Annotated in this window: 13 protein-coding genes and 1 pseudogene; 5 read left to right on the top strand and 9 right to left on the bottom strand. The window is 45.2% G+C overall.

Features of this window, described 5'->3' with window-relative positions; genetic code table 11:
• The coding region (locus tag QUA47_RS23200; RefSeq protein ID WP_333432486.1) for a hypothetical protein at positions 1-2,685 on the bottom strand (2,685 nt) is incomplete at its 3' end.
• Between the two features lie 297 nt (positions 2,686-2,982).
• Here QUA47_RS23200 and QUA47_RS23195 point away from each other — a divergent pair.
• Both QUA47_RS23195 and QUA47_RS23190 read left to right on the top strand, forming a co-directional pair.
• On the top strand, positions 2,983-5,535 hold the full coding sequence (locus QUA47_RS23195) for a zinc metalloprotease HtpX (protein ID WP_333432485.1): 2,553 nt from the start codon (positions 2,983-2,985) through the stop codon (positions 5,533-5,535).
• 992 nt (positions 5,536-6,527) lie between these two features.
• Complete coding sequence (locus QUA47_RS23190; protein ID WP_006633606.1) at positions 6,528-7,097, top strand: RNA recognition motif domain-containing protein; 570 nt, start codon at positions 6,528-6,530, stop codon at positions 7,095-7,097.
• Between the two features lie 342 nt (positions 7,098-7,439).
• Here QUA47_RS23190 and QUA47_RS23185 read toward each other — a convergent pair whose 3' ends face one another.
• From QUA47_RS23185 to QUA47_RS23175, 3 genes are all read right to left on the bottom strand, one after another.
• Positions 7,440-8,447: a tellurite resistance TerB family protein gene (locus tag QUA47_RS23185; RefSeq protein ID WP_333432484.1), complete on the bottom strand. Its 1,008-nt coding sequence runs from the start codon at positions 8,445-8,447 to the stop codon at positions 7,440-7,442.
• Positions 8,448-8,611: 164 nt separating this feature from the next.
• Complete coding sequence (locus tag QUA47_RS23180; RefSeq protein WP_333432483.1) at positions 8,612-8,908, bottom strand: CHAT domain-containing protein; 297 nt, start codon at positions 8,906-8,908, stop codon at positions 8,612-8,614.
• Positions 8,909-8,946: 38 nt separating this feature from the next.
• Positions 8,947-9,090: a hypothetical protein gene (locus QUA47_RS23175; RefSeq protein ID WP_333432482.1), complete on the bottom strand. Its 144-nt coding sequence runs from the start codon at positions 9,088-9,090 to the stop codon at positions 8,947-8,949.
• Between the two features lie 52 nt (positions 9,091-9,142).
• On the opposite strand from QUA47_RS23175, the gene QUA47_RS23170 reads away from it, so the two are divergent.
• Positions 9,143-9,331, top strand: a complete 189-nt coding sequence (locus QUA47_RS23170; RefSeq protein ID WP_333432481.1) for a hypothetical protein — start codon at positions 9,143-9,145, stop codon at positions 9,329-9,331.
• A gap of 147 nt (positions 9,332-9,478) precedes the next feature.
• Here the strand turns inward: QUA47_RS23170 and QUA47_RS23165 are convergent, their stop codons facing one another.
• Together QUA47_RS23165 and QUA47_RS23160 are read right to left on the bottom strand one after the other, a co-directional pair.
• A complete protein-coding gene (locus tag QUA47_RS23165; protein ID WP_333432480.1) occupies positions 9,479-11,296 on the bottom strand; it encodes an ABC transporter substrate-binding protein in 1,818 nt (605 codons plus the stop codon).
• Positions 11,297-11,962: 666 nt separating this feature from the next.
• Positions 11,963-12,235: pseudogene (locus QUA47_RS23160) on the bottom strand (hypothetical protein).
• Between the two features lie 476 nt (positions 12,236-12,711).
• Here QUA47_RS23160 and QUA47_RS23155 point away from each other — a divergent pair.
• Positions 12,712-13,821 carry a hypothetical protein gene (locus QUA47_RS23155; RefSeq protein WP_333432479.1) on the top strand — a complete coding sequence of 370 codons (1,110 nt, stop codon included), beginning with the start codon at positions 12,712-12,714 and terminating at the stop codon, positions 13,819-13,821.
• 89 nt (positions 13,822-13,910) lie between these two features.
• Here QUA47_RS23155 and QUA47_RS23150 read toward each other — a convergent pair whose 3' ends face one another.
• The 3 genes from QUA47_RS23150 to cobU all read right to left on the bottom strand — a co-directional run bounded on the left by QUA47_RS23150 (position 13,911) and on the right by cobU (position 17,333).
• Entirely contained in the window at positions 13,911-15,980 is a 2,070-nt protein-coding gene (locus QUA47_RS23150; RefSeq protein ID WP_333406314.1) for an AarF/ABC1/UbiB kinase family protein, read from the bottom strand.
• Positions 15,981-16,057: 77 nt separating this feature from the next.
• Positions 16,058-16,480 (bottom strand): hypothetical protein, encoded by a 423-nt coding sequence (locus tag QUA47_RS23145; protein ID WP_333432478.1) that lies wholly within the window; start codon positions 16,478-16,480, stop codon positions 16,058-16,060.
• A 277-nt stretch (positions 16,481-16,757) separates the two neighbouring features.
• A complete protein-coding gene (gene cobU / locus QUA47_RS23140) occupies positions 16,758-17,333 on the bottom strand; it encodes a bifunctional adenosylcobinamide kinase/adenosylcobinamide-phosphate guanylyltransferase (RefSeq protein ID WP_333432477.1) in 576 nt (191 codons plus the stop codon).
• 200 nt (positions 17,334-17,533) lie between these two features.
• On the opposite strand from cobU, the gene QUA47_RS23135 reads away from it, so the two are divergent.
• Positions 17,534-18,505: a glycosyltransferase gene (locus QUA47_RS23135; protein WP_333432476.1), complete on the top strand. Its 972-nt coding sequence runs from the start codon at positions 17,534-17,536 to the stop codon at positions 18,503-18,505.
• Positions 18,506-18,571 lie beyond the last annotated feature (66 nt).

Genomic DNA, 18,571 nt, shown 5'->3' with positions numbered 1-18,571 from the left:
GGCTGCGATCGCCTCAAAGTAAGACTGTTTTGCCGCCTCAAATTCACTTAGCTTTGCTTGCAATTCACTCAGACTTTTCAGCGCAATCCCTTTGTTGTTGAGAACACTGATATAATCCGGTGCAATAAGTAAAACAGAATTATAGACAGCGATCGTATCAAAGTAAAACTGTTTTGCTGCCTCAAATTCACTTAGCTTTGCTTGCAATTTACCCAGACTTTGCAGCGCATTCCCTTTGTTGAGGAGAGCACCGATAAAATTCGGTGCAATATGTAAAGCAGAATTCACAGCAGCGATCGCCTCAAAGTAAGACTGTTTTGCCGCCTCAAATTCACTTAGCCCTGCTTGCAAATCACCCAGATATCGCAGCGCATTCCCTTTGTTGGTGAGAGCCCAGATATCATCCGGTGCAATAATTAAAGCAGAATTAAAGGCTGCGATCGCCTCAAAGTAAGACTGTTTTGCCGCCTCAAATTCACTTAGCTTTGCTTGCAATTCACTCAGACTTTGCAGTAAAATCCCTTTGTTGGTGAGAACATTGATATCATCCGGTGCAATAATTAAAGCATAATTATAGGCTGCGATCGCCTCAAAGTAATACTGTTTGGCTGCCTCAAATTCACTTAGCTTTGCTTGCAATTCACTCAGACTTTTCAGCGTAATCCCTTTGCCGTTGAGAGCCCAGATATCATCCGGTGCAATAATTAAAGCAGAATTATAGGCTGCGATCGCCTCAAAGTAAAACTGTTTTGCTGCCTCAAATTCACTTAGCTTTGCTTGCAATTTACCCAGACTTTGCAGCGCAATCCCTTTGCCGTTGAGAGCATTGATATAATCCGGTGCAATAAGTAAAGCAGAATTATAGGCTGCAACTGCCTCTAAATATTCCTGTCTTGCTTCTACATATCGAGCAAACTGAGCAGAATAATCTCCCTCCGATCGCGAAATTCTGCCCAGCCAATAATCACTTTTAATCCACAACTCATCTCTCACTCCCAGCAGTGACTCACATAGCCCGTAAAGACTCCGCCGCAACGCTTCCCGAAACACCTCTTCCCATTCCCTCACACCCCGCTCCCAATCCAAGCGATTAGCATGAAAAATTGCCTCACCCGCATCCCTCAATTCCCAATAATGTCCCTCTAAAAATTCATGAGCTCTGCGAGTTTTGGGATTATCCCGATCGGCATCCAAACGCCGCAATAAATCGTGAACCCGATACCAGTTATCCCCTCGGTTCTGCGATTTCCACACAAAAGAAAAACCCGTCAACATCTCAAAATTTGCACTGCTTGCTTGGAAGTGACAATCGGCTCCCAATTTTACGTACAAATCTTCATCAAAAGCGCGGCAAGCACTCAGAGAATGCACGGCCGCTCGCACTTCGCGATCTACATAACTCAGCAACCGATCCGTTAATTCCGCAGTCTTATTTTCCAACCTCGGAACCCGCGCAAAATCCGACGACAGCAACTCAGTTCCCCGCTTTCTTTCTGCCAGCACCACATCCGCGCACAAACCCAAATAAAACGGATGTACCTGCAAATTCTCCCAAATCTCATCAGGATTGACGCTGGCATATCTAATGACAGCATCTGCCAAATCAGCCTTGTCAATCTCCACTTTATGCAAGTAATCCCTAGCATCAGCCGGAGACAAATGCCAAACCAATTGTGCATCTATATAATCTGCGGGAATCGGAAACTTCGACGCATTCGGCCACCGCAGTTGTGTGACTGGACAATCTCGCCCCGCCACAGCAACCACAATCCCCGCTTTGAAATCCAGCGCCCTCAGCAACCGCCGAAACCACTCATCTTGATACCAAAACTTTATTCCCTGAAAACTGCGTTTTTCATCCCACAATTTCTCATGAGTATCGAATAGCATGACGAGGCGTTCTGGTTTGTGTTTGCCACTCATTGCCGCATTCAAATCCCCGGCCAACAATTTCGGCAAACAGTCGATTAATTCAGTATCAATATCTTTCCGGCGAATTTCATCTGCCTTTTCGTCGCTGACACCGAGGCGCTTTTGAATTAATTTCATCGTCCGCTTAATCCCGCCCAATTTATCTATCCCTTTGAGTACCGCTACAGCTTGCGCCACCACCGGAAATTCTGCAAAAGTTTCAACTACAGGTGTCAACAATTCCATGACATCATCGGGGAAAAGTTGTTCGAGAGTTGCGTTTGACTCGCCTTTGTTCAGCAAATACCAAAAGCAAGCAAAATCATAATTGGGAAACTTAAATTTATATCTCTTTGCTGCTTCTGCCAGATTGCGCCGCAGCATCAGCAAGCCGTAAAATCTATCTTGCGGTTTATCTTCTTTAATCGGTTTCAATCCGAAATCGTGCCTGACTACGGGTATGGGAGTGTAGGTTTTAGGTTCAGCGTGGCGGACGAAATCAGCAACTTCGGCAGCTTGTGATTCTGGGAGTGCGCGCAATTGTTGCCAAACCTGCGGCGAAAATCTTTTGCAGCAGTGAAACTGCAAGTGTTTTAGCAGCAATGACTTGCCGTTGCCTCCATCCCCGTAAAAATACAAAATTTTTTCGCGGGGCGGGTCTTCGTTTAAATAAAAGGCAAATCGGCGGGTAAATTCGTGTCTGTCGGTGAAGAGTTGGAGTTTGCGATCGTCGCTAATAGATTCGCTTTCAAAATCTTCGTCGTCAATTGGCATAAGTGTGCGGGTGAGGTGTAATTTAATTATAAGCAAAAATTAGATTGAATCGGCGATTGAAATCGCTTCTACAAAAACAAAGTCCGCCTTCGCGGACTAAGAGATAAAGGAAGTATCTAACCACAAATTGTCATAATTCTTCAGTCCTCTTGAGAGGACTTTAGCTTTGAGGCAGGGGTTTAAACCCCTGCCGGATCGTGGCGATCGTGCAATATCTCAGAAACAAATAATTTTAGTAAAATTATTTAAGTACCTTGCGGCAAAGGTTGCAACAATTGGTGACAGAAAAATAGAGCTGTGTTAGAACAGGTATCGATCGACCAGCCAAGCTATCTTAGAAAGGACGCTAGCGAAAGCACAGTCATGGCACCTTCCACTAATCCAAATCCGGCGGATTCATCTGCAAAACAGTCTCTAGAGGCTGGGCTAGCAGCTTTGAAACAGCAGGATTACCCCACCGCGATCGCCCTTTTAGAATCTGTTACCCAAACCGCAGCTAATCAACCGTCGGGAATCCGCGCGCAGATGGGGTTGGTGGCTGCGTACAAAGCAACCGGTAACGTGAAAGAGGCGATCGCCCTGTGCTCTTCCCTCGCCCAAAGTCCCAACTCTCAAGTCAAAACTTGGGCCGATCGCGCTTTAAAAGAATTAACCCCCCCTCGCCCCCCAAAACCACCGGAAAATAAACCAAAATCCGCAGAAACTCCCCCCGAAACAGGCTTTGTCGCCTTTGATGCTGCAACTAAATCGCCGAAAAAATCGATTGGGGGCGATCGACCTACCGTAGACAAAAAAACAGGATTTTTACCTTTAGAGCCGGTTGTAGAGCCAGAAAACGCTAAATCGCAACCGATTTCCCCGCCACCTCCACCCCCCACACGCCCGACTTCTGAACCGGAAAACTCGACCGAAACAGCGCCCGATACCGCAGAAATTAGCGGCGAAAATAGTTCCGATTCCCCAACAGATATCCCCGGAGTCGCCAGCCCAGATACTTACCAACTCACTTGGCGCGAAGCAGGCCGCGCGAAAAGCCCGCGCCCCCTCAAACCGCTGAAGTTGCTGGAGTTTCGCGTGCAAGCCGTTGCAAGTGCGATCGCCCTATTTTTCCTAGCCCGGTTTGTCCTGCAATTCCTGCTGACAAACACTAATTCTCTGTTGGTTCAGCTTTACATATTCACTAGACTGCCTATTTTCGCGCCGATTCAGCTTTTTTACCGCGATCCAACTCCGTTTGTTCAGATGGTTTTTGGATTGCTTTTGGCCTCGTCTCCCTGGCTGATAGACGCGCTGCTGAAACTGTTTTGCGGCATCGAAACCCTGCGCGGGTCAGTTTTATCCAAGCACAGCAAGGAAGCTAGTCGGGTACTGCGAAGTTATTGTACCAAGCAAAATATGCCGGTGCCGGTGTTGAAACTCTTGCCGCTGAATGTTCCTGTAGCTTTCAGTTACGGCGGTTTGCCCCGTTTTGCTCGGATTGCTGTGAGTCGCGGGCTGTTGGAACAATTGACGGATGATGAAATTGCCACTATTTTCGCGCGGGAGTTGGGCCATATCTCTCACTGGGATTTTGCGCCGATGTCGCTGGCGCTGCTGGTGATTCAGATTCCTTACTTGATTTATTGGCAGGTGGCGCACTGGCAAGAGCGGTTGTGTGATTTAATGACGATCGAGTTTTTGCGTTCTGCTGTCAAATTTGTGGCCGCTGCAATTTCTGCTACGAGTTATGGGATTTATAAGTTGTTCAGGTGGCCGATGTTGTGGCTGTCGCGCCGCAGAGTGTATTTTAGCGATCGCACTGCTGCGGAAATTACGGGCAATCCTAACGGTTTGACGCGGGCACTGGCTAAAATTGCGATCGGCATTGCTGATAATATCGAACAGCAAAAACAAACTACCTTTTTCCTCGAAAGTTTCGATCTATTGTTACCCGTAGGCGTTGGACAAGCTGTAAGCCTTGGTTCTGCTGCATTACACGCGCCGCTGGAACAGATTTTGCTGTGGGATGTCAGCAATCGCGAGCGCAATTGGCTGACGGTTAACCGCGCGCATCCTTTGCTGGGAGAGCGTTTGAAGCTGTTGGCCCTCTATGCTCAATTTTGGCAACTGGAGACTGAGTTAGATTTGGCAAACGCGGGAGTGCCAGAACAACCCAGGAAAGGAAAATTGTCTCTGTTTAAGTCAATACTCGAATTTAAAGACTCAAAACTATTTTTACAGGGTGCGCCGTTTTTTGGAATTCCGATGAGTTTGGCGATAGTCGGGGTGCTTTGGCTGATTGGCGGGATTTTTTCGAGGACGAGTATCTGGCAGTTGGATTGGCTTTGGGGCGATCGATCGATTCTTTGGGGGTGTTTGCCGATCGGATTTAGCATCGGTACTTTGATGCGGATCAATTATTTCTTCCCGGATATTATACCGCGAGAAACCGCTTCGCCGAGTTTGCCGGAAATTTTGTCAAATCCCGATAGTTTGCCGTTGGATGCTGAACCGGTGCGGCTGGAAGGCCAACTTTTGGGTCGATCGGGTATGAATAATTGGCTGGGACAAGATTTGATTTTGCAAACGGCGACGGGTTTGGTGAGGTTGCACTATGTTTCGAGGTTTGGCTACATTGGCTCTTTGTGGCCATTTTTGTTCAAAGAGACTACTCGCCCTAGCGATTTGATCGGAACATTTGTTGTGGCGACTGGTTGGCTGCGCCGGGGTGCTACTGTGGCGATCGACCTTGAAAGTCTCCGCAGTCAAGGAGGGAGAGTCAGTGACAGCGGACATCCGATTTGGTCTGCGGTTTTGGCCTTTGCTGCTGCTATTTGGGGCGCATACATCATTATCCAAGGCCCAAGGTGAGGAATAGCGATCGGATTGCCGCGCGACTAGCGAACAAGGCGCAGCCAGGATAGGTTTTGAGTTAAACAGCGGAGGGCGATCGGATTCTGGAGTTGCTCCCTACGCACCCTACAGTCTATCCGTTACATCCGTTACATCCGTTACATCCGTTACAAAATCCGTTGCCGAACTTCCTTCTTCCGTCATAAAGAAAAGTTGCTTTTTTGCCAGCACTCTGTTACATTAGTTTACATAAATTGGATTGAACCAAATAGCGCGATAACTTCAGTTGGCTAAAATCGATAAGGCATTGCGTAAAAATTGTCAACATCCCAACACAGCAAGTACAGCCAGCCGCTTGTCGGCTGTTTTTTTTCGACCGCTATTTTTACTGTGCGGGATGAATTCTCAAAAGTGATTCAGATGTGGTTTGCGTTAAATTCAGACTGAAATCTTCCTAAATAACTAGCTCTGTTACCAAGGCTGTGATACCTTTAAAGAATGCTCGGACTCTGCCGGGCCGGATTTAAGGGATACCGGGTAAGTGAGTAGTTCTCAGCATTAGGAGCGAGATTAGGATCGAGGTAAGATTACTGGCTGAAAAAATGTTAGCCATTTTATCCATCACTGTATTAAACTGAATACTGGCATTCCGATCGCTTGCAATTGACATCCTTGGACATAAATTTCTAGACGGCGCTGGCTATAAACATTCTGAATCAAAACCGGAAGCAAGTAATACAGAATAGCCAATAGCCTAAACATTTGAGTGATGACTAAAAGTTTACACAACAACCTGAGATTTAAAAGCTCTCTGCATCGGCGGTTAAGTTCCGGCCTTATCAGAGTAAATCATCTTTTTGTTCTAAAAGGTGGGGGGAGCTGTCAAGGTTGGTGGGAGGAATGCGCCAATTATCGGGTTATGTGGTGTTTGCCTGAAGTCAATATTCAGTTGACTTCAGGTAATTCTGTTCGAGCAAATTAATTAAAATCCAAGTCGGGAGGACTTTTTCATGTCTATTCGTCTTTATGTTGGCAATCTACCGAAGGAACTCGATCGCCAAGAATTGCAAGAAGTTTTTGCACCGGAGGGCGAATCTGTTACCACAAAGGTAATTACAGACCGCAAAACTGGTAAATGCAGAGGCTTCGGTTTTGTGACGGTGCTAACCGACGAACAAGCCGACCAAGTTATTGAGAAATACAATGGCTTGATGTTCAAAGAAAACCCCCTGAAAATAGAAAAGGCACTGCCCCGTTCTAAGGGTAAATCTGAAAAGGGCGAAGACGATCAGCAGCAGTCGCCGCAGTCACCGCAGTTGGTGTCGGCATCGGCGTCTGTGCCTATGCCTGTGCCTGCGCCGCAGCAACAGCAGCGCTCGGCTTCCGCTCCTCCTACCCAAGGTGGAGGCGGTTCCAGCAAAAGCAATCGCCGTCGGGGTGACAACAACAAGTCTCGCCGCAATCAGTCAGCAACAACGGTGTCGAGCGCTGATTCCGGCTCGGTGCAGCCAGATCCGCGCTGGGCGAGTGCTCTGGAAGAACTCAAGCAAAGATTGGTGGAAGCTCAGACTACTAATTAGTCGAAAATGGCGGCTAATTGCTGCTGTCTCTCGACTGTGGTTAACTGAATCTATCTGCAAGTGCGATCGAGAAGGGGTCAAAAAACCCTGTTCTCGATCGCACTCTTTTATAGTAAAAAAACCTCTAATATCTAGCAGTGCGGTAAAATAAGCGCGATCGGGCAAGTAATGAAAACTCAAGTCTTCACTACCCACCAGTTAGATTTTGGTCGATCGACCGGACACGATATCATATCCTAAGAATAGTTGGCAAAAAAAACCCGGTTTCTCTGAAAATATAGGGTTGAGCAGCGAGACATCTAGAAAGAAACCAGGTTTTTAGCCCGTTTAAACAAGTCCTCTTTATTCGATCGGCCCGAATTCGATTGTCTCAATAAACTCAAAAATCTTGTTCATAATTCCCTCAACTTCAGACTCCAGGGAGCCCAATTCATCCCCCTCCTGATAAATTCGCTGACAGCTTACGGTGTAGCAAAAATCGTCAGCAATAAAAGCCATAAGTCCCCGGTAAGCATCCAACCGAGTCAGAGGGCCCTCGTTTTTCTGCACGCTGAGAGTTGCACCGGCAGGCAAATCTAAAACCACGAAATAAGCTTCTTCATCTTCTAAATATTCTGCGTGGAGTAACTTAGAATTGGGAACATTAGCAAGAATTGCCTGAGAAACAAAATTGTCGAGAAAAGACTTGAGATAAGCTTCCTCGCCAACCGAGTCGATTGTTTCTTCAACTTCACCAGCAACAGGGAAATAATCTATTTTCAGCAAAACGCCAAAGTCGTCTGAAAATGCGACACAGCCTTCTTGATCATCAATTTTACCGCCTCGTTGATCGTCAACTGGAACGGGAACACTAAAATTGCCTTCAGGAGATACGTACCATGCCGCATCGAAATCAGACTCTCCGCCTTCTACTTCCGAGTAAGCAGCAATTACATCCTCAATAATTTCCGCAGCTTCCTCGTCTTCCACACCTAATGCTTGCTGGAATTCTTGGAGGAAAGCCTCGTGCTTCTGGGATATTTCCCCATCTGCGACAAACATTGCTGCTGTTATTGCAAAAGTATCCAACACTAACTCATCTGGCATGGATTCCCAAGCAGTATTAAATAATGCTCCTAAACCGTCTTGGGCAACAATACCGGCGAGTCTTTGAAACATTGCTGACATATCATCTTCCGAGTATTCAGCAAATATTTCTGATTCCCAAAGTATGCTTTCTAAGATATCAGCATCCGTGTCAGGGGAATTTGCCTCTGCTGCGACAAGTGCTACCGCTGCTACGGATTCTTCTAAAGTCAAGCTTGCTTCGGATTGGTCTTCTGAACTGAATATTTTATCAAACTTGCCCACAGGTTTTGCCCCGCTAGTGTTTAGTTTTGCTATTCATAGCAAATTTATGACACAAAAAGATAGTCGTCAGGGATACATTTACTTTTTGCAAAATCCCGCCAGTCAATGTAGGGTGCGTCTAGCCTTAAACCTTACCACTGGTGAATATCAAATCTCCAATTAATTTACCAAGGACTGCCAATTATTGTGAATCCGGCCCAAAACTTCGGGCGTGAGAAATCTGCATTTGGTACTTGTGCCGATTGAGTAAGGTCGATCGCGCCTTGAGTTCCCCGCAATTGACCGTTTTTAACTAAAATTTGTTTGTGGAGCATTGCCAGTTGAGCTTTTCTGAGGGCTTCAGCTTTAATTGGCTGCGATCGCAAATGGCGGTAAAATTCGGTCATCAGTCCCAAAGTGGCGACATCCTTAAGGCTGTAAGGTCGATCGCCCTTAAATCCTATCGTCTTGGACGCATCCAAACCAAAAAAACCGGGTTTTTTGCCATTTTTGCTGTTAGTCAGCCAAATAACACGACTTCCGCGCCCGCAAATCTCAGCTTACAACCGTCAACAGCAGCGACTAATGCAGGTAGTTTGACAGTAACTTCTGCCAATACTATCCCCGACGATATCTTGTTGAATGGCGGTGCAATCCCAAGCATGATGACCTTTAGCTAAACCGACGATGACATCCTCATCTACGACACTAATAGCTTGTTGGGTTCTCTAACCCGCGCTCAAACTCAGCCAATTATTCCTTTAAACGGCACGACAGTTAATAGTGAAATTTATCCAACTGCTAAGACTTCTGCCGATGACAACAACCTGTTAATTAATCCGGCTGCAAGTCCCAGCAGCCCACTAGCAAATAGCGGTTTGACTGCCAGTTATAGCGTGAAGTAATTGTAGATTCGGTTGAAGTCGCTCGAATAGATAAAAACCCGGTTTCTTGAAGAAACCGGGTTTTTTGCAGTTTTTGGGGTTTGTAATACCAAATCCGGGTTAGCAGCTATTGTCGCGATCAAAGGTAGCACTGAACTCAATCTACATCTAACCTTTCGAGTCTGGTGCTTTTGAAAAACTCCCACCTGATGCTTTGACAATGACACCATTTATTCCGTCGCGATCCCCATTAGTGAACTTGATGATACCCTTGTTGGATACCTCGATACCTTTATCATCGCTAAGATTTTGCTGAAGAGAGTTTTTGATACAATCAGCTCTTATTCCAAAATGTTGCTGAATCCAACAACTGTTCCTAGCTGTCTCAATCGCATAAAATAGAGCTTCAGCAGCATCATATCCTGTTGCTGTTCGCCAATTTATCCCCAAAGGTCTAAATTCATTTGCACGTTGACCTATAAAAACTTTTGCCGCTCTGCATTCAAGCTCAATAGAGTCATTGTTACAGCTACTTTTACTATCAATCCGCCTGTGCCAAGAGAGCGAAATGAGCATACCTTCCGTTTCTTCTCTGGTTTTCCCATTTAGGTTAATAAAGTTCTCTTGATACATAGTGTCTGAGCCTAATATTGTATAATTTTTCGCCCGGTTAAATTCAATGACTTTCTCAACCCAAACGTTATTTTTTTGGCTTGGAATTAGAAGCAATGTATTCACTTTTTCAGCTTGAATGAAGCTAAAGCAACGAGATAGATTCAATTGCCCAAGTGCTGAAACATCACATTTATCAATTGCAGTAGAAGGATTTACAACTTCAATTCGATTTTTATCTCTACTTTTTTCTGCTTGTTTCATAAATATACTTTTATATAATCGGCTATAGGGATCATCTTCTTCATAAATAATTGCAATCTTGCTATCCTTTGCTGTTTGATTGATATATCTCAACAAGTTTTTTATAACGGTCTCTTCACTTAGCGCAGTGCGAAAAACATATTTGTTAAGCTTTAGACAATCAGAAGATTCATTAGATTCATTTGCACTGTTATTACATCTTATGGCGGTGCTTGTAGGAGAGATTAGAACTACCTTCTTTTCCTGGTATATATCAGCAGTTGCTTGAGTTGTCGCACTGCTGAAGTGACCAACAACACCTAGAATATCCTTTTGAACCGTTAGCTTTTCTGCGACTTTCCTAGCTACGGTTTCCTCTTCCTCATCTGGATTGTCATACCCATCGTCAGCTACAAGAACTATCATCTGAGAGTTTTTATGTTTTTTGTCGTTATTCCACTCCAGTTGGGCAATAGCTATTCCCCTTAAAACCTCTTCTGCTGTAAAAGTCCCTTTTACCCAATTAATGGGCAAGGAAGTAGCAATCTTAAATGGTCTATTGAATGGATTTGCTGCTATTCTCAAAGCCTTTCTATTGCTTTTGTATATGATGGATTCTGAACTATTTTTATCAAACAAACTCTCTTCTCCTGAGCTTAAACCGTCATTTATTTCTCCTGGAATTGAATCAATTCTGATAAGTGAAAGATTGCAAACAATTAGAATTAAAAATAAAACGAATGCAGAAAGAAATAATCTCGCTCTTCTTCTAGAGTGTTTAATTATTCCTACGAGTTTCAGTATCAGATACGAGAAAAATGCAAAAAATATTGATCCAATGAATAAGAAGTTATAGAAGTTTGGATTGAAGAAGCCATTATTTTCTAAGACCTTCTCGATAAAAGGATATAAAAAACCTAGTCCCGGTGCGAATAGTAGAGTTAGTAGGAAACCAAAGTAGAGGAAAAAATTGAACCACTGACCTTGATCTATCAACTCCTTAAGGTCATCGAATATACGGTTACATGAATCAACAAATCCTCTTGCCCCATTATTGACCTGCTGGGCATCATTACCATGATCATCAGAGTTATCGCTATTTACAGAAGACTCAAGTTCCTTGTCGCTCATAGTCATTAAGGTAATATTTTGTTGAAAATAATTAATTTACTTCGAGTAGAAGAGGATGTCTAGTACACACTTGGGTAAGTTCTTGGCTGACGAACCTGTGACCACCGAACCTAACTTTAGCCACACACAGATAACCTGGCTGTACTGTCACAGCCGAGGTACGAAGCAGGCTAACGATTTAGTTCAACTGCGCGCGTTAGCGAAGCCCTCGAAGAGGATCGCCTCTCAACGAAGCTAACAATCTTAAATTCGCGTCAGTTGCAACGACTAGCTTTATCGAAGCACCCCATACAAGAAACCTTGAGCTTTTACAGATTATTTACCGTGCTGCCGATAAATCCTATAATTGTCTCGCAGTTACAGTACAATACTCTTCTTGATCGACTTATCCGGAACATCTGCGGTTTAACTTTGAACAATCTGAACACCTTCTACTGTGCCTTAATTCAAAGAATCAACCACCCCGATCGCCCTATCGGTGAGAAAAAGTGACATGATTTTGTAAAAAATTGTAAATGGTAAATTATCGAGCTAGAGGACAGAGCGATTCCCTACCTTTCGGGAACGCTGCGCGAACGGGATAGCTTCGATCGCGCGTACTTGCAACCTTGAGAACAGCTACAATTCATCGATCGTCTGCGTGTCTATTTGTGACAATCCCAGAAATCACTTGCAGACACGCTCCAGGACACCACCAAATGAGACAGCAACGTTATATCCAATACGAATACCAAAGAGTCGGGCGTTTGGGTGCTTTTTGCTAAGGTTACGAGATGCTTGCCATCCAGTTTTATCGGCTTCATAATCACCTGTCTGAATGTCGATGATGACCATCTTGCCGATGTTCTCTTCCACCTAGACCTTTTGGCGGATGTTGCTTTCGTACAAGTGCTTCGGACGTTGTGCAACTTCTTCACGGCTTAAAAGGATTGCCTGCATATATTGACTCCCGCTCGCTACGCTTTTCTGTGACTCCTTGTAGGATAGCGCACGGACAAGCAGGGTGAACATTGCGGTTAATTCAGTAAATTTGTTTTATTTTCCCAAAAGCAACTCTAACCCATAATAAGATGTAACGGAAAAACCTATTACTGCTGTGACCATAAAAAAGGAAAAAACCCTGACCGAATATCAATTAACGCCCGCAAAGTACCACCACGTACAAGTAGTTGTTTCGCTAAACCGCCTTCACTTAGAAAACTATAAAACTCCTGATGCAGCATTAACAAAACTGCTAGAACTTTGCAGTCCATACCCAAGATAAAAAACCCGGTTTCTTTCGTCGGAGTGCGTAAGTCCTATACTGAATTCATCGCAAATGTAAAGTGTTGTTACAAGTTGCTTAACACCAGGAACTAAATCTATACTATTACTGACTATAATTGGGTAAAAAATAAATTTGTAGGGAAAATTCCATGCAAAAACTAACTAGAATTTTATTCACTACAGCTTTAGCCCTAAGTATTTTGTGTTCTCCCACAGCAGCTTTCGCCAAAGCAAAAATTCAGATAGCCATCCTTTTAGATTCTAGTAATAGCATGGATGGACTGATTGACCAGACTCGTACTCAACTTTGGCAAATTGTTAATTTTTTAACTAAAGTAACCAAAGATGGCGAAGTGCCAGAGTTAGAGGTTGGCCTTTACCATTATGGTAATGACAGCTTACCTTCCTCGGAAGGTTTTGTCAGATTATTAACTGGATTTACTCCTGAATTAGATTTAGTTTCCGAAAAGCTATTTAGTATCAAAACCAACGGCGGTCAAGAATATGCTGGCTGGGTAATTCGTTCGGCAATGCAAGAATTAAACTGGAGTAAAAATCAGGAAGATTTTCGCGTGATTTTTATTGCGGGTAATGAACCATTCGATCAAGGCCCAATAGTTTGGAATCAATCTGTCAATCTCGCTGTCAAAGGAGATACCCTCGTTAATACAATTTACTGTGGTTCAGCCGAAAGTCAGGAGCGACAACTTTGGGTATCAGGAGCTAATTTAGCAAAAGGCAGTAGCTTCAACATTAATCAAAACCAACAAACTGTGGTAATTAAGTCCCCTTACGACGACGAAATTTCTATTTGGAATACTAAACTCAATCAAACCTACATTCCCTACGGTAGAGAAGGAAGAATAGGACAACAACGTCAGGCTGTTGAAGATAGTAATTCTGGCGCCAATTTTGCTTCGCGTAGTGCGTCCAAAGCTTCTGAATACTATGATAATGCTTCTTGGGACTTGCTGGATGCTCTCGAAAACGGCACAGTTAAACTAGAGGCAATATCAGATGATAATTTACCAGAAATCATGCGAGGGATGACGCTAACAGAAAAAAGAGCATATGTAGCTGGAAAGAAAACCGAAAGAGAGGCGATTAAAAAGACGATCCGCGACTTATCTCAAAAGCGTACAGCATATATTGAACAACAGCGGAAATCTAGTACCAATAGTGGCGAAAATACTCTTGATTACGTAATGATTCAGAGTCTCCGCCAGCAATTAGCCGCTAAAGGATTCAAGCTTAATTAAAAGAACGCAGACAAAATTTCATCTGCGTTCATCTGCGTTCATCTGTGTTTATCTGCTAATATGTGCGGTCAAAAAAACGCCCAATCAAACTACTTTGCAGCAGGTAAAGACAACTGAGGCGAAGTTTTAGGATAGCTTCCCTTCTCAGGAATCGCAGCGGGTTCGGAGGAAAGCAAAAATTCGCGAATTAGTCTAGCAACTGCTCTTTGAGCTAAACCGCCGACTACTTTCTGGCCCATGTTCTGCACTTCTGGTTTCACCAACAACTGCGGAAGTAGCTGCAATACTTTCATGCCGTCAAAACCCGGAGTTGATTGCAAAATATCCCAAATTCGCTTGATGTGTTCTAGATTGTTTTTTTCTGTTTGTGAAACCACAGGTTGATTTGCCTTGACTCCAAACCATTCGCCGACTACAGATTTGGCGTTAGCAAAGGCGTTGCTGGAAAGTGTGTCGAGACTCTTGACTAATTCCAGGACAATACGATCGCGAATGAAATCTCCTCTTTCGGAAAATAAATATTCTAATGCTTGGTTCAAGATTTTGCTGATATCGTAATCCTCGCTCTCGCGGGCATTGTTGAGCAAGTTTTCTAAGCGGTTCCAGCGGAATTCGCCTTGTTTGAACAGCAAATCTTGCAGGGATGCTCTCAATTCCGGTGCGGGGTCGCTCAACAGCCGTTTGGCAACGTAAGGATAAGCTTTGCTCAACACTTTGAATTCGGGGTCAACGTTGATGGCAATGCCTTCTAAGGTGACGAGCGATCGAATAATCAAAGCATAGTAAGCTGGAACCCGGAAAGGATATTCGTACATTACCGCCGAGAGTTCGTCAGTAATGCTTTTGAAATTGAGTTCGGCAACGCTAGCACCCAAAGCATTGTTAAATACGCCCGCCAAAGCTGGAATAATTGGCGTCAAATCCGTGTCTGGTGTTAAAAACTCCAACTTCACGTAATCTTTTGCTAAACCTTCAAAGTCGCGGTTCACCAAATGCACCACAGCTTCCAACAAGCCGTATCGCTGATAAGGTTTAACTTCGCTCATCATCCCGAAATCGAGATAAGCCAATTGACCGTCAAGAGTCGCCAAAAGATTTCCGGGGTGCGGGTCTGCGTGAAAGAAACCGTGTTCTAGCAGTTGTCGGAGAGAACACTGCACACCCACTTCAATTAAGTAAGGAGCGTCAATTCCTTGAGCCTTGACTGCTTCTAAATTAGTGAGTTTGACGCCGGTGATCCACTCCATTGTTAAGACTCGGCGGCGGGTATATTCCCAGTAGATGCTGGGAACATAAATGTCTTTGATGTGGCCGTAGAGTTTGGCAAACCGTTCGGCATTTTGTCCTTCGTGGGTGTAGTCCATTTCTTCGTAAATGCGCTCGCCCAACTCGTCCATAATGCTTGCGAGGTCACTGCGAATTATTTTGAAGTTTTTTTGTGCCCAAACTGCAAGACGCCGCAGGATGTAGATATCTAACCCGATGTTTTCGGCTAAACCCGGTCGCTGGACTTTGATTGCGACTGTTTCTCCGGTTTTGAGTTTGCCTTTGTAGACTTGTCCGAGAGATGCTGCTGCGATCGGATCGGGGCTGATTTCTGCATAGATGTCTTTGGGGTGGGCGCCCAATTCTTCTTGGATGAATTGATATGCTACTTCGTTCGGAAATGCTGGCAATTGGTCTTGCAGCGTTGTTAGTTCTTCTAAATATACTGGCGGTACTAAGTCGGGCCGTGTTGAGAGTGCTTGTCCGATTTTGATGAAAGCTGGGCCGAGTTGGGCCAGAATTTCTCTCAGTCGGACGGCGCGACGCTTTTGGTTGGTGGCGGTACGACCTGTTTTGCCGTCGAACCACACACTGAAGGCAAAGCTAAAAAATGTCCAAACAACGCTCGACAGCCTCCCCCAGACTTGTAGAGGTCGATTTCGGTACAGCGCTGCGATCGCCACTGGATCGTACCGAACAGCATCTCCGGCCAACTCGAAAGCTATGTCTCTGGCTGATTTGAGCCGATCGTCCGTTGCGACCTCGGTCTCTAGTGATACTGGTACTGCTTGCAGGGGAATTGTATTTGCATCTTTGAGATTGCCGAGTACAGCCTGAGTCCCTGAATTTACATAAGTTTGCGGGGAGGCTGGCGATACTGTCTTGACATTCATAAATCAGACCTAGTGTGAAGCATTGTAAATATATTGTAACAATTTAAGGAAGAAGACCCTTCTTCCTTCTTGTATACTTACTCGCCGCTGGATCTTTTGAGTCGATCGCGAATGCCTGACAATTGCGATTGGCTGCTGACGGGCGATCGGGGTTGGGGCATTTCGGTATCGGGCCAGTTCGGTAAGTCGTTACAGGGACAGAACTCCGGGGGCATTCCGGTTTGTTTGAACACTACGGGCATAGCGCAGCGCGCGCAGGGACTGATTTCCCAAGCAGGTGTCAGCAGTTGGGCAATTGTTTCGTTTGTGCCTTCGAGGTAACAGTCTCCGCTGTCGCGGGAGATGATTTTTTGCCAGCACTCTTCAAATTCCTGGCTGTAGCGATCGCCCGCATTTACCGATTTGGGCAGCAGCGCTTCGGAACCGTTGTAAATTAATACTTTTTTGCCTAACTGAAACCAGTAAGCAATATATTTTCTTACTTCACAATCTGATGCCATAACTTTTAGTCAACCCTTCAACTAATTGATTATTTTAGACTTTTAATTGGAAATTAGCACTCTTTCTTAAGAGACATTTTTTCTTTTACATACTTTCAAACTTTGGCTATTCCTCAGGTCAAATTGTTGGGCTTTTCTCCCTATGGAGTATGTTTTTTGACTAATTTATGTGACTCTTGAGTTTTCAATCTTAGTTAAAATTCTACCTGATTTTCAGTTAAAATTGTCCGTCGGGAAACCGAGATGTTTTCTCACTTGTCGATCGCGACTCCGGCTGTTAATTTTTCGCTACGGGTGGCAGCGGGGTACCCAGAGCCCTTAGATCCAAGGCGTAACCTCCGGTGGCGAGATAAACAGTATCGGCGATCGCCCCGATGTGGCGCACGAGAGTGCCGAGGCGATCGCGAAACAGCCGCCCCGCCGGATAAGCAGGCACAACGCCCCATCCGGTTTCTTCCCCTACCAAAATTACATCGGCCGCCGCCGACTTCAAACAGGCTAGCAAATCTTGCTGCGTAGTCGCCCAAACAGCAGCTTCTTGTTCCAAAAGATTTGCCGTCCAAGTTCCCAGGGAGTCAATCAACAAGCAATCTGAGGGCTGGCTGGCCCGCACAACTGCCGATAATTCGATCGGCACTTCTAGAGTTGTCCAATCAACTGGACGGCGATTTCGGTGCTGATCGAGGCGACGAAGCCACTCCAAATCGGCTTCATCAACGCGACCGGTAGCCACATAGATTATTTGTTTTCCCGAACCCGCCGCCAGAGTTTCGGCCCATTCACTTTTGCCGCTTCGGGCCGGCCCAGTTACTAAGATTAATTGTCTCGATGTGGTGGGTTCTGAGTTACTCATTAGTCATTAGTCAGCAGTCATTAGTCAGGAGTCACATACAAAGGATTAAACACAATTATCCATTACCAATTACCAATTACCCATTACCCATTATGATTTAAACCACCAACTACCAAATGCTTTTTAAGCGATAATAGCATTGATGAGACAATATCAGAGTAAGTCGATCGAGAACCCCCGTATTTCCCAAGCTGTTATTTATGCCAGATCATCCTCAGATATCAGCGATTATTTGCACCCACAATCGCGCCGCCTATTTAGGTGGGGCGATCGACAGCTTGCTGGTACAGGATTTTCCCGACAACTTTGAAGTAGTAGTAGTGGATAACGCTTCTAGCGATTATGCAAGCCCCGAAAGTTCGACTTCGCGCACCCGCGAGGTGGTAGAAGCAAGACAGGGCGATCGGCGCCTCAAGTACGTCTGGGAACCCGAAATCGGTCTGTCAGTAGCCCGGAACACCGGCGCTAAGCAAGCTCGCAGCGAAATATTAGCTTATCTCGACGACGACGCTATTGCTGAGCCGAATTGGCTCAGGGTGCTGCAGGCGGCTTATCAAAGCAATCAAAAACTCGCCGTAGCTGGTGGCAAAGTCAATTTGCTCTGGCCTTCTGGAGTCAGCCCGCCCGAATGGCTGTCACCGGGATTAGCCCAGAACTTGGGAGCATACGATTTAGGCGATACTTGCCTGTACGTCACTGCTGCCGGTTTGACTCCCAGGGGAGTAAACTACTCAATCCGGCGCGCTTTTCTCGAACAAATTGGCGGCTTCGATGTCAAACTCGGTAGAGTCGGCAAAAAGTTGCTGTCAAATGAAGAGCTGCGAACCACAGAATTAGCTTTAGAGTTAGGTTGGCAAGTAGTTTATCTACCGGAGGCCCTGGTGCTTCACCATGTCGCAGCAGAAAGGCTCAACAAAGCTTGGTTTCTAGAGCGCGGGTGGTGGCAAGGCATCAGCGAGTGTTATCGGGAACAATTGTCCGATCGAGCCGGTATTGCTCAGCTTGGGCGGGGGGGTGAAAGAATATTGAGGGGTGTCTGGAAGTCTTTTAAATATATTAGAGATCCAGGGCTGCGCTTTGAAAATTTCGTTTTTGCCTGGGGTCAAATCGGTTATTTGAGCGCAGCCATCCACGGCCAGATTTTTGCACCGAAATCTACCAGCAGGCATTAGGCTATAGGCAATATACCTCGCTGCTCAAGTCGTCGGCGCGGCTGTGCCGATCGCACTTCATCTACC

The organism is Microcoleus sp. MON2_D5 (assembly GCF_036701905.1).
Classification (GTDB): Bacteria; Cyanobacteriota; Cyanobacteriia; order Cyanobacteriales; family Microcoleaceae; genus Microcoleus.
Note: the sequence above shows the minus strand (reverse complement) of the source record. Positions and strands in the feature narration are given on the sequence as shown.

Excerpts from the sequence above, each read along its gene's own strand:
- QUA47_RS23190 (WP_006633606.1), top strand. The coding sequence starts at position 6,528 with ATGTCTATTCGTCTTTATGTTGGCAATCTACCGAAGGAACTCGATCGC.
- QUA47_RS23175 (WP_333432482.1), bottom strand. The coding sequence starts at position 9,090 with ATGCTTGGGATTGCACCGCCATTCAACAAGATATCGTCGGGGATAGTA.
- QUA47_RS23165 (WP_333432480.1), bottom strand. The coding sequence starts at position 11,296 with ATGAGCGACAAGGAACTTGAGTCTTCTGTAAATAGCGATAACTCTGAT.
- QUA47_RS23155 (WP_333432479.1), top strand. The coding sequence starts at position 12,712 with ATGCAAAAACTAACTAGAATTTTATTCACTACAGCTTTAGCCCTAAGT.
- QUA47_RS23150 (WP_333406314.1), bottom strand. The coding sequence starts at position 15,980 with ATGAATGTCAAGACAGTATCGCCAGCCTCCCCGCAAACTTATGTAAAT.
- QUA47_RS23145 (WP_333432478.1), bottom strand. The coding sequence starts at position 16,480 with ATGGCATCAGATTGTGAAGTAAGAAAATATATTGCTTACTGGTTTCAG.
- cobU (WP_333432477.1), bottom strand. The coding sequence starts at position 17,333 with ATGAGTAACTCAGAACCCACCACATCGAGACAATTAATCTTAGTAACT.
- QUA47_RS23135 (WP_333432476.1), top strand. The coding sequence starts at position 17,534 with ATGCCAGATCATCCTCAGATATCAGCGATTATTTGCACCCACAATCGC.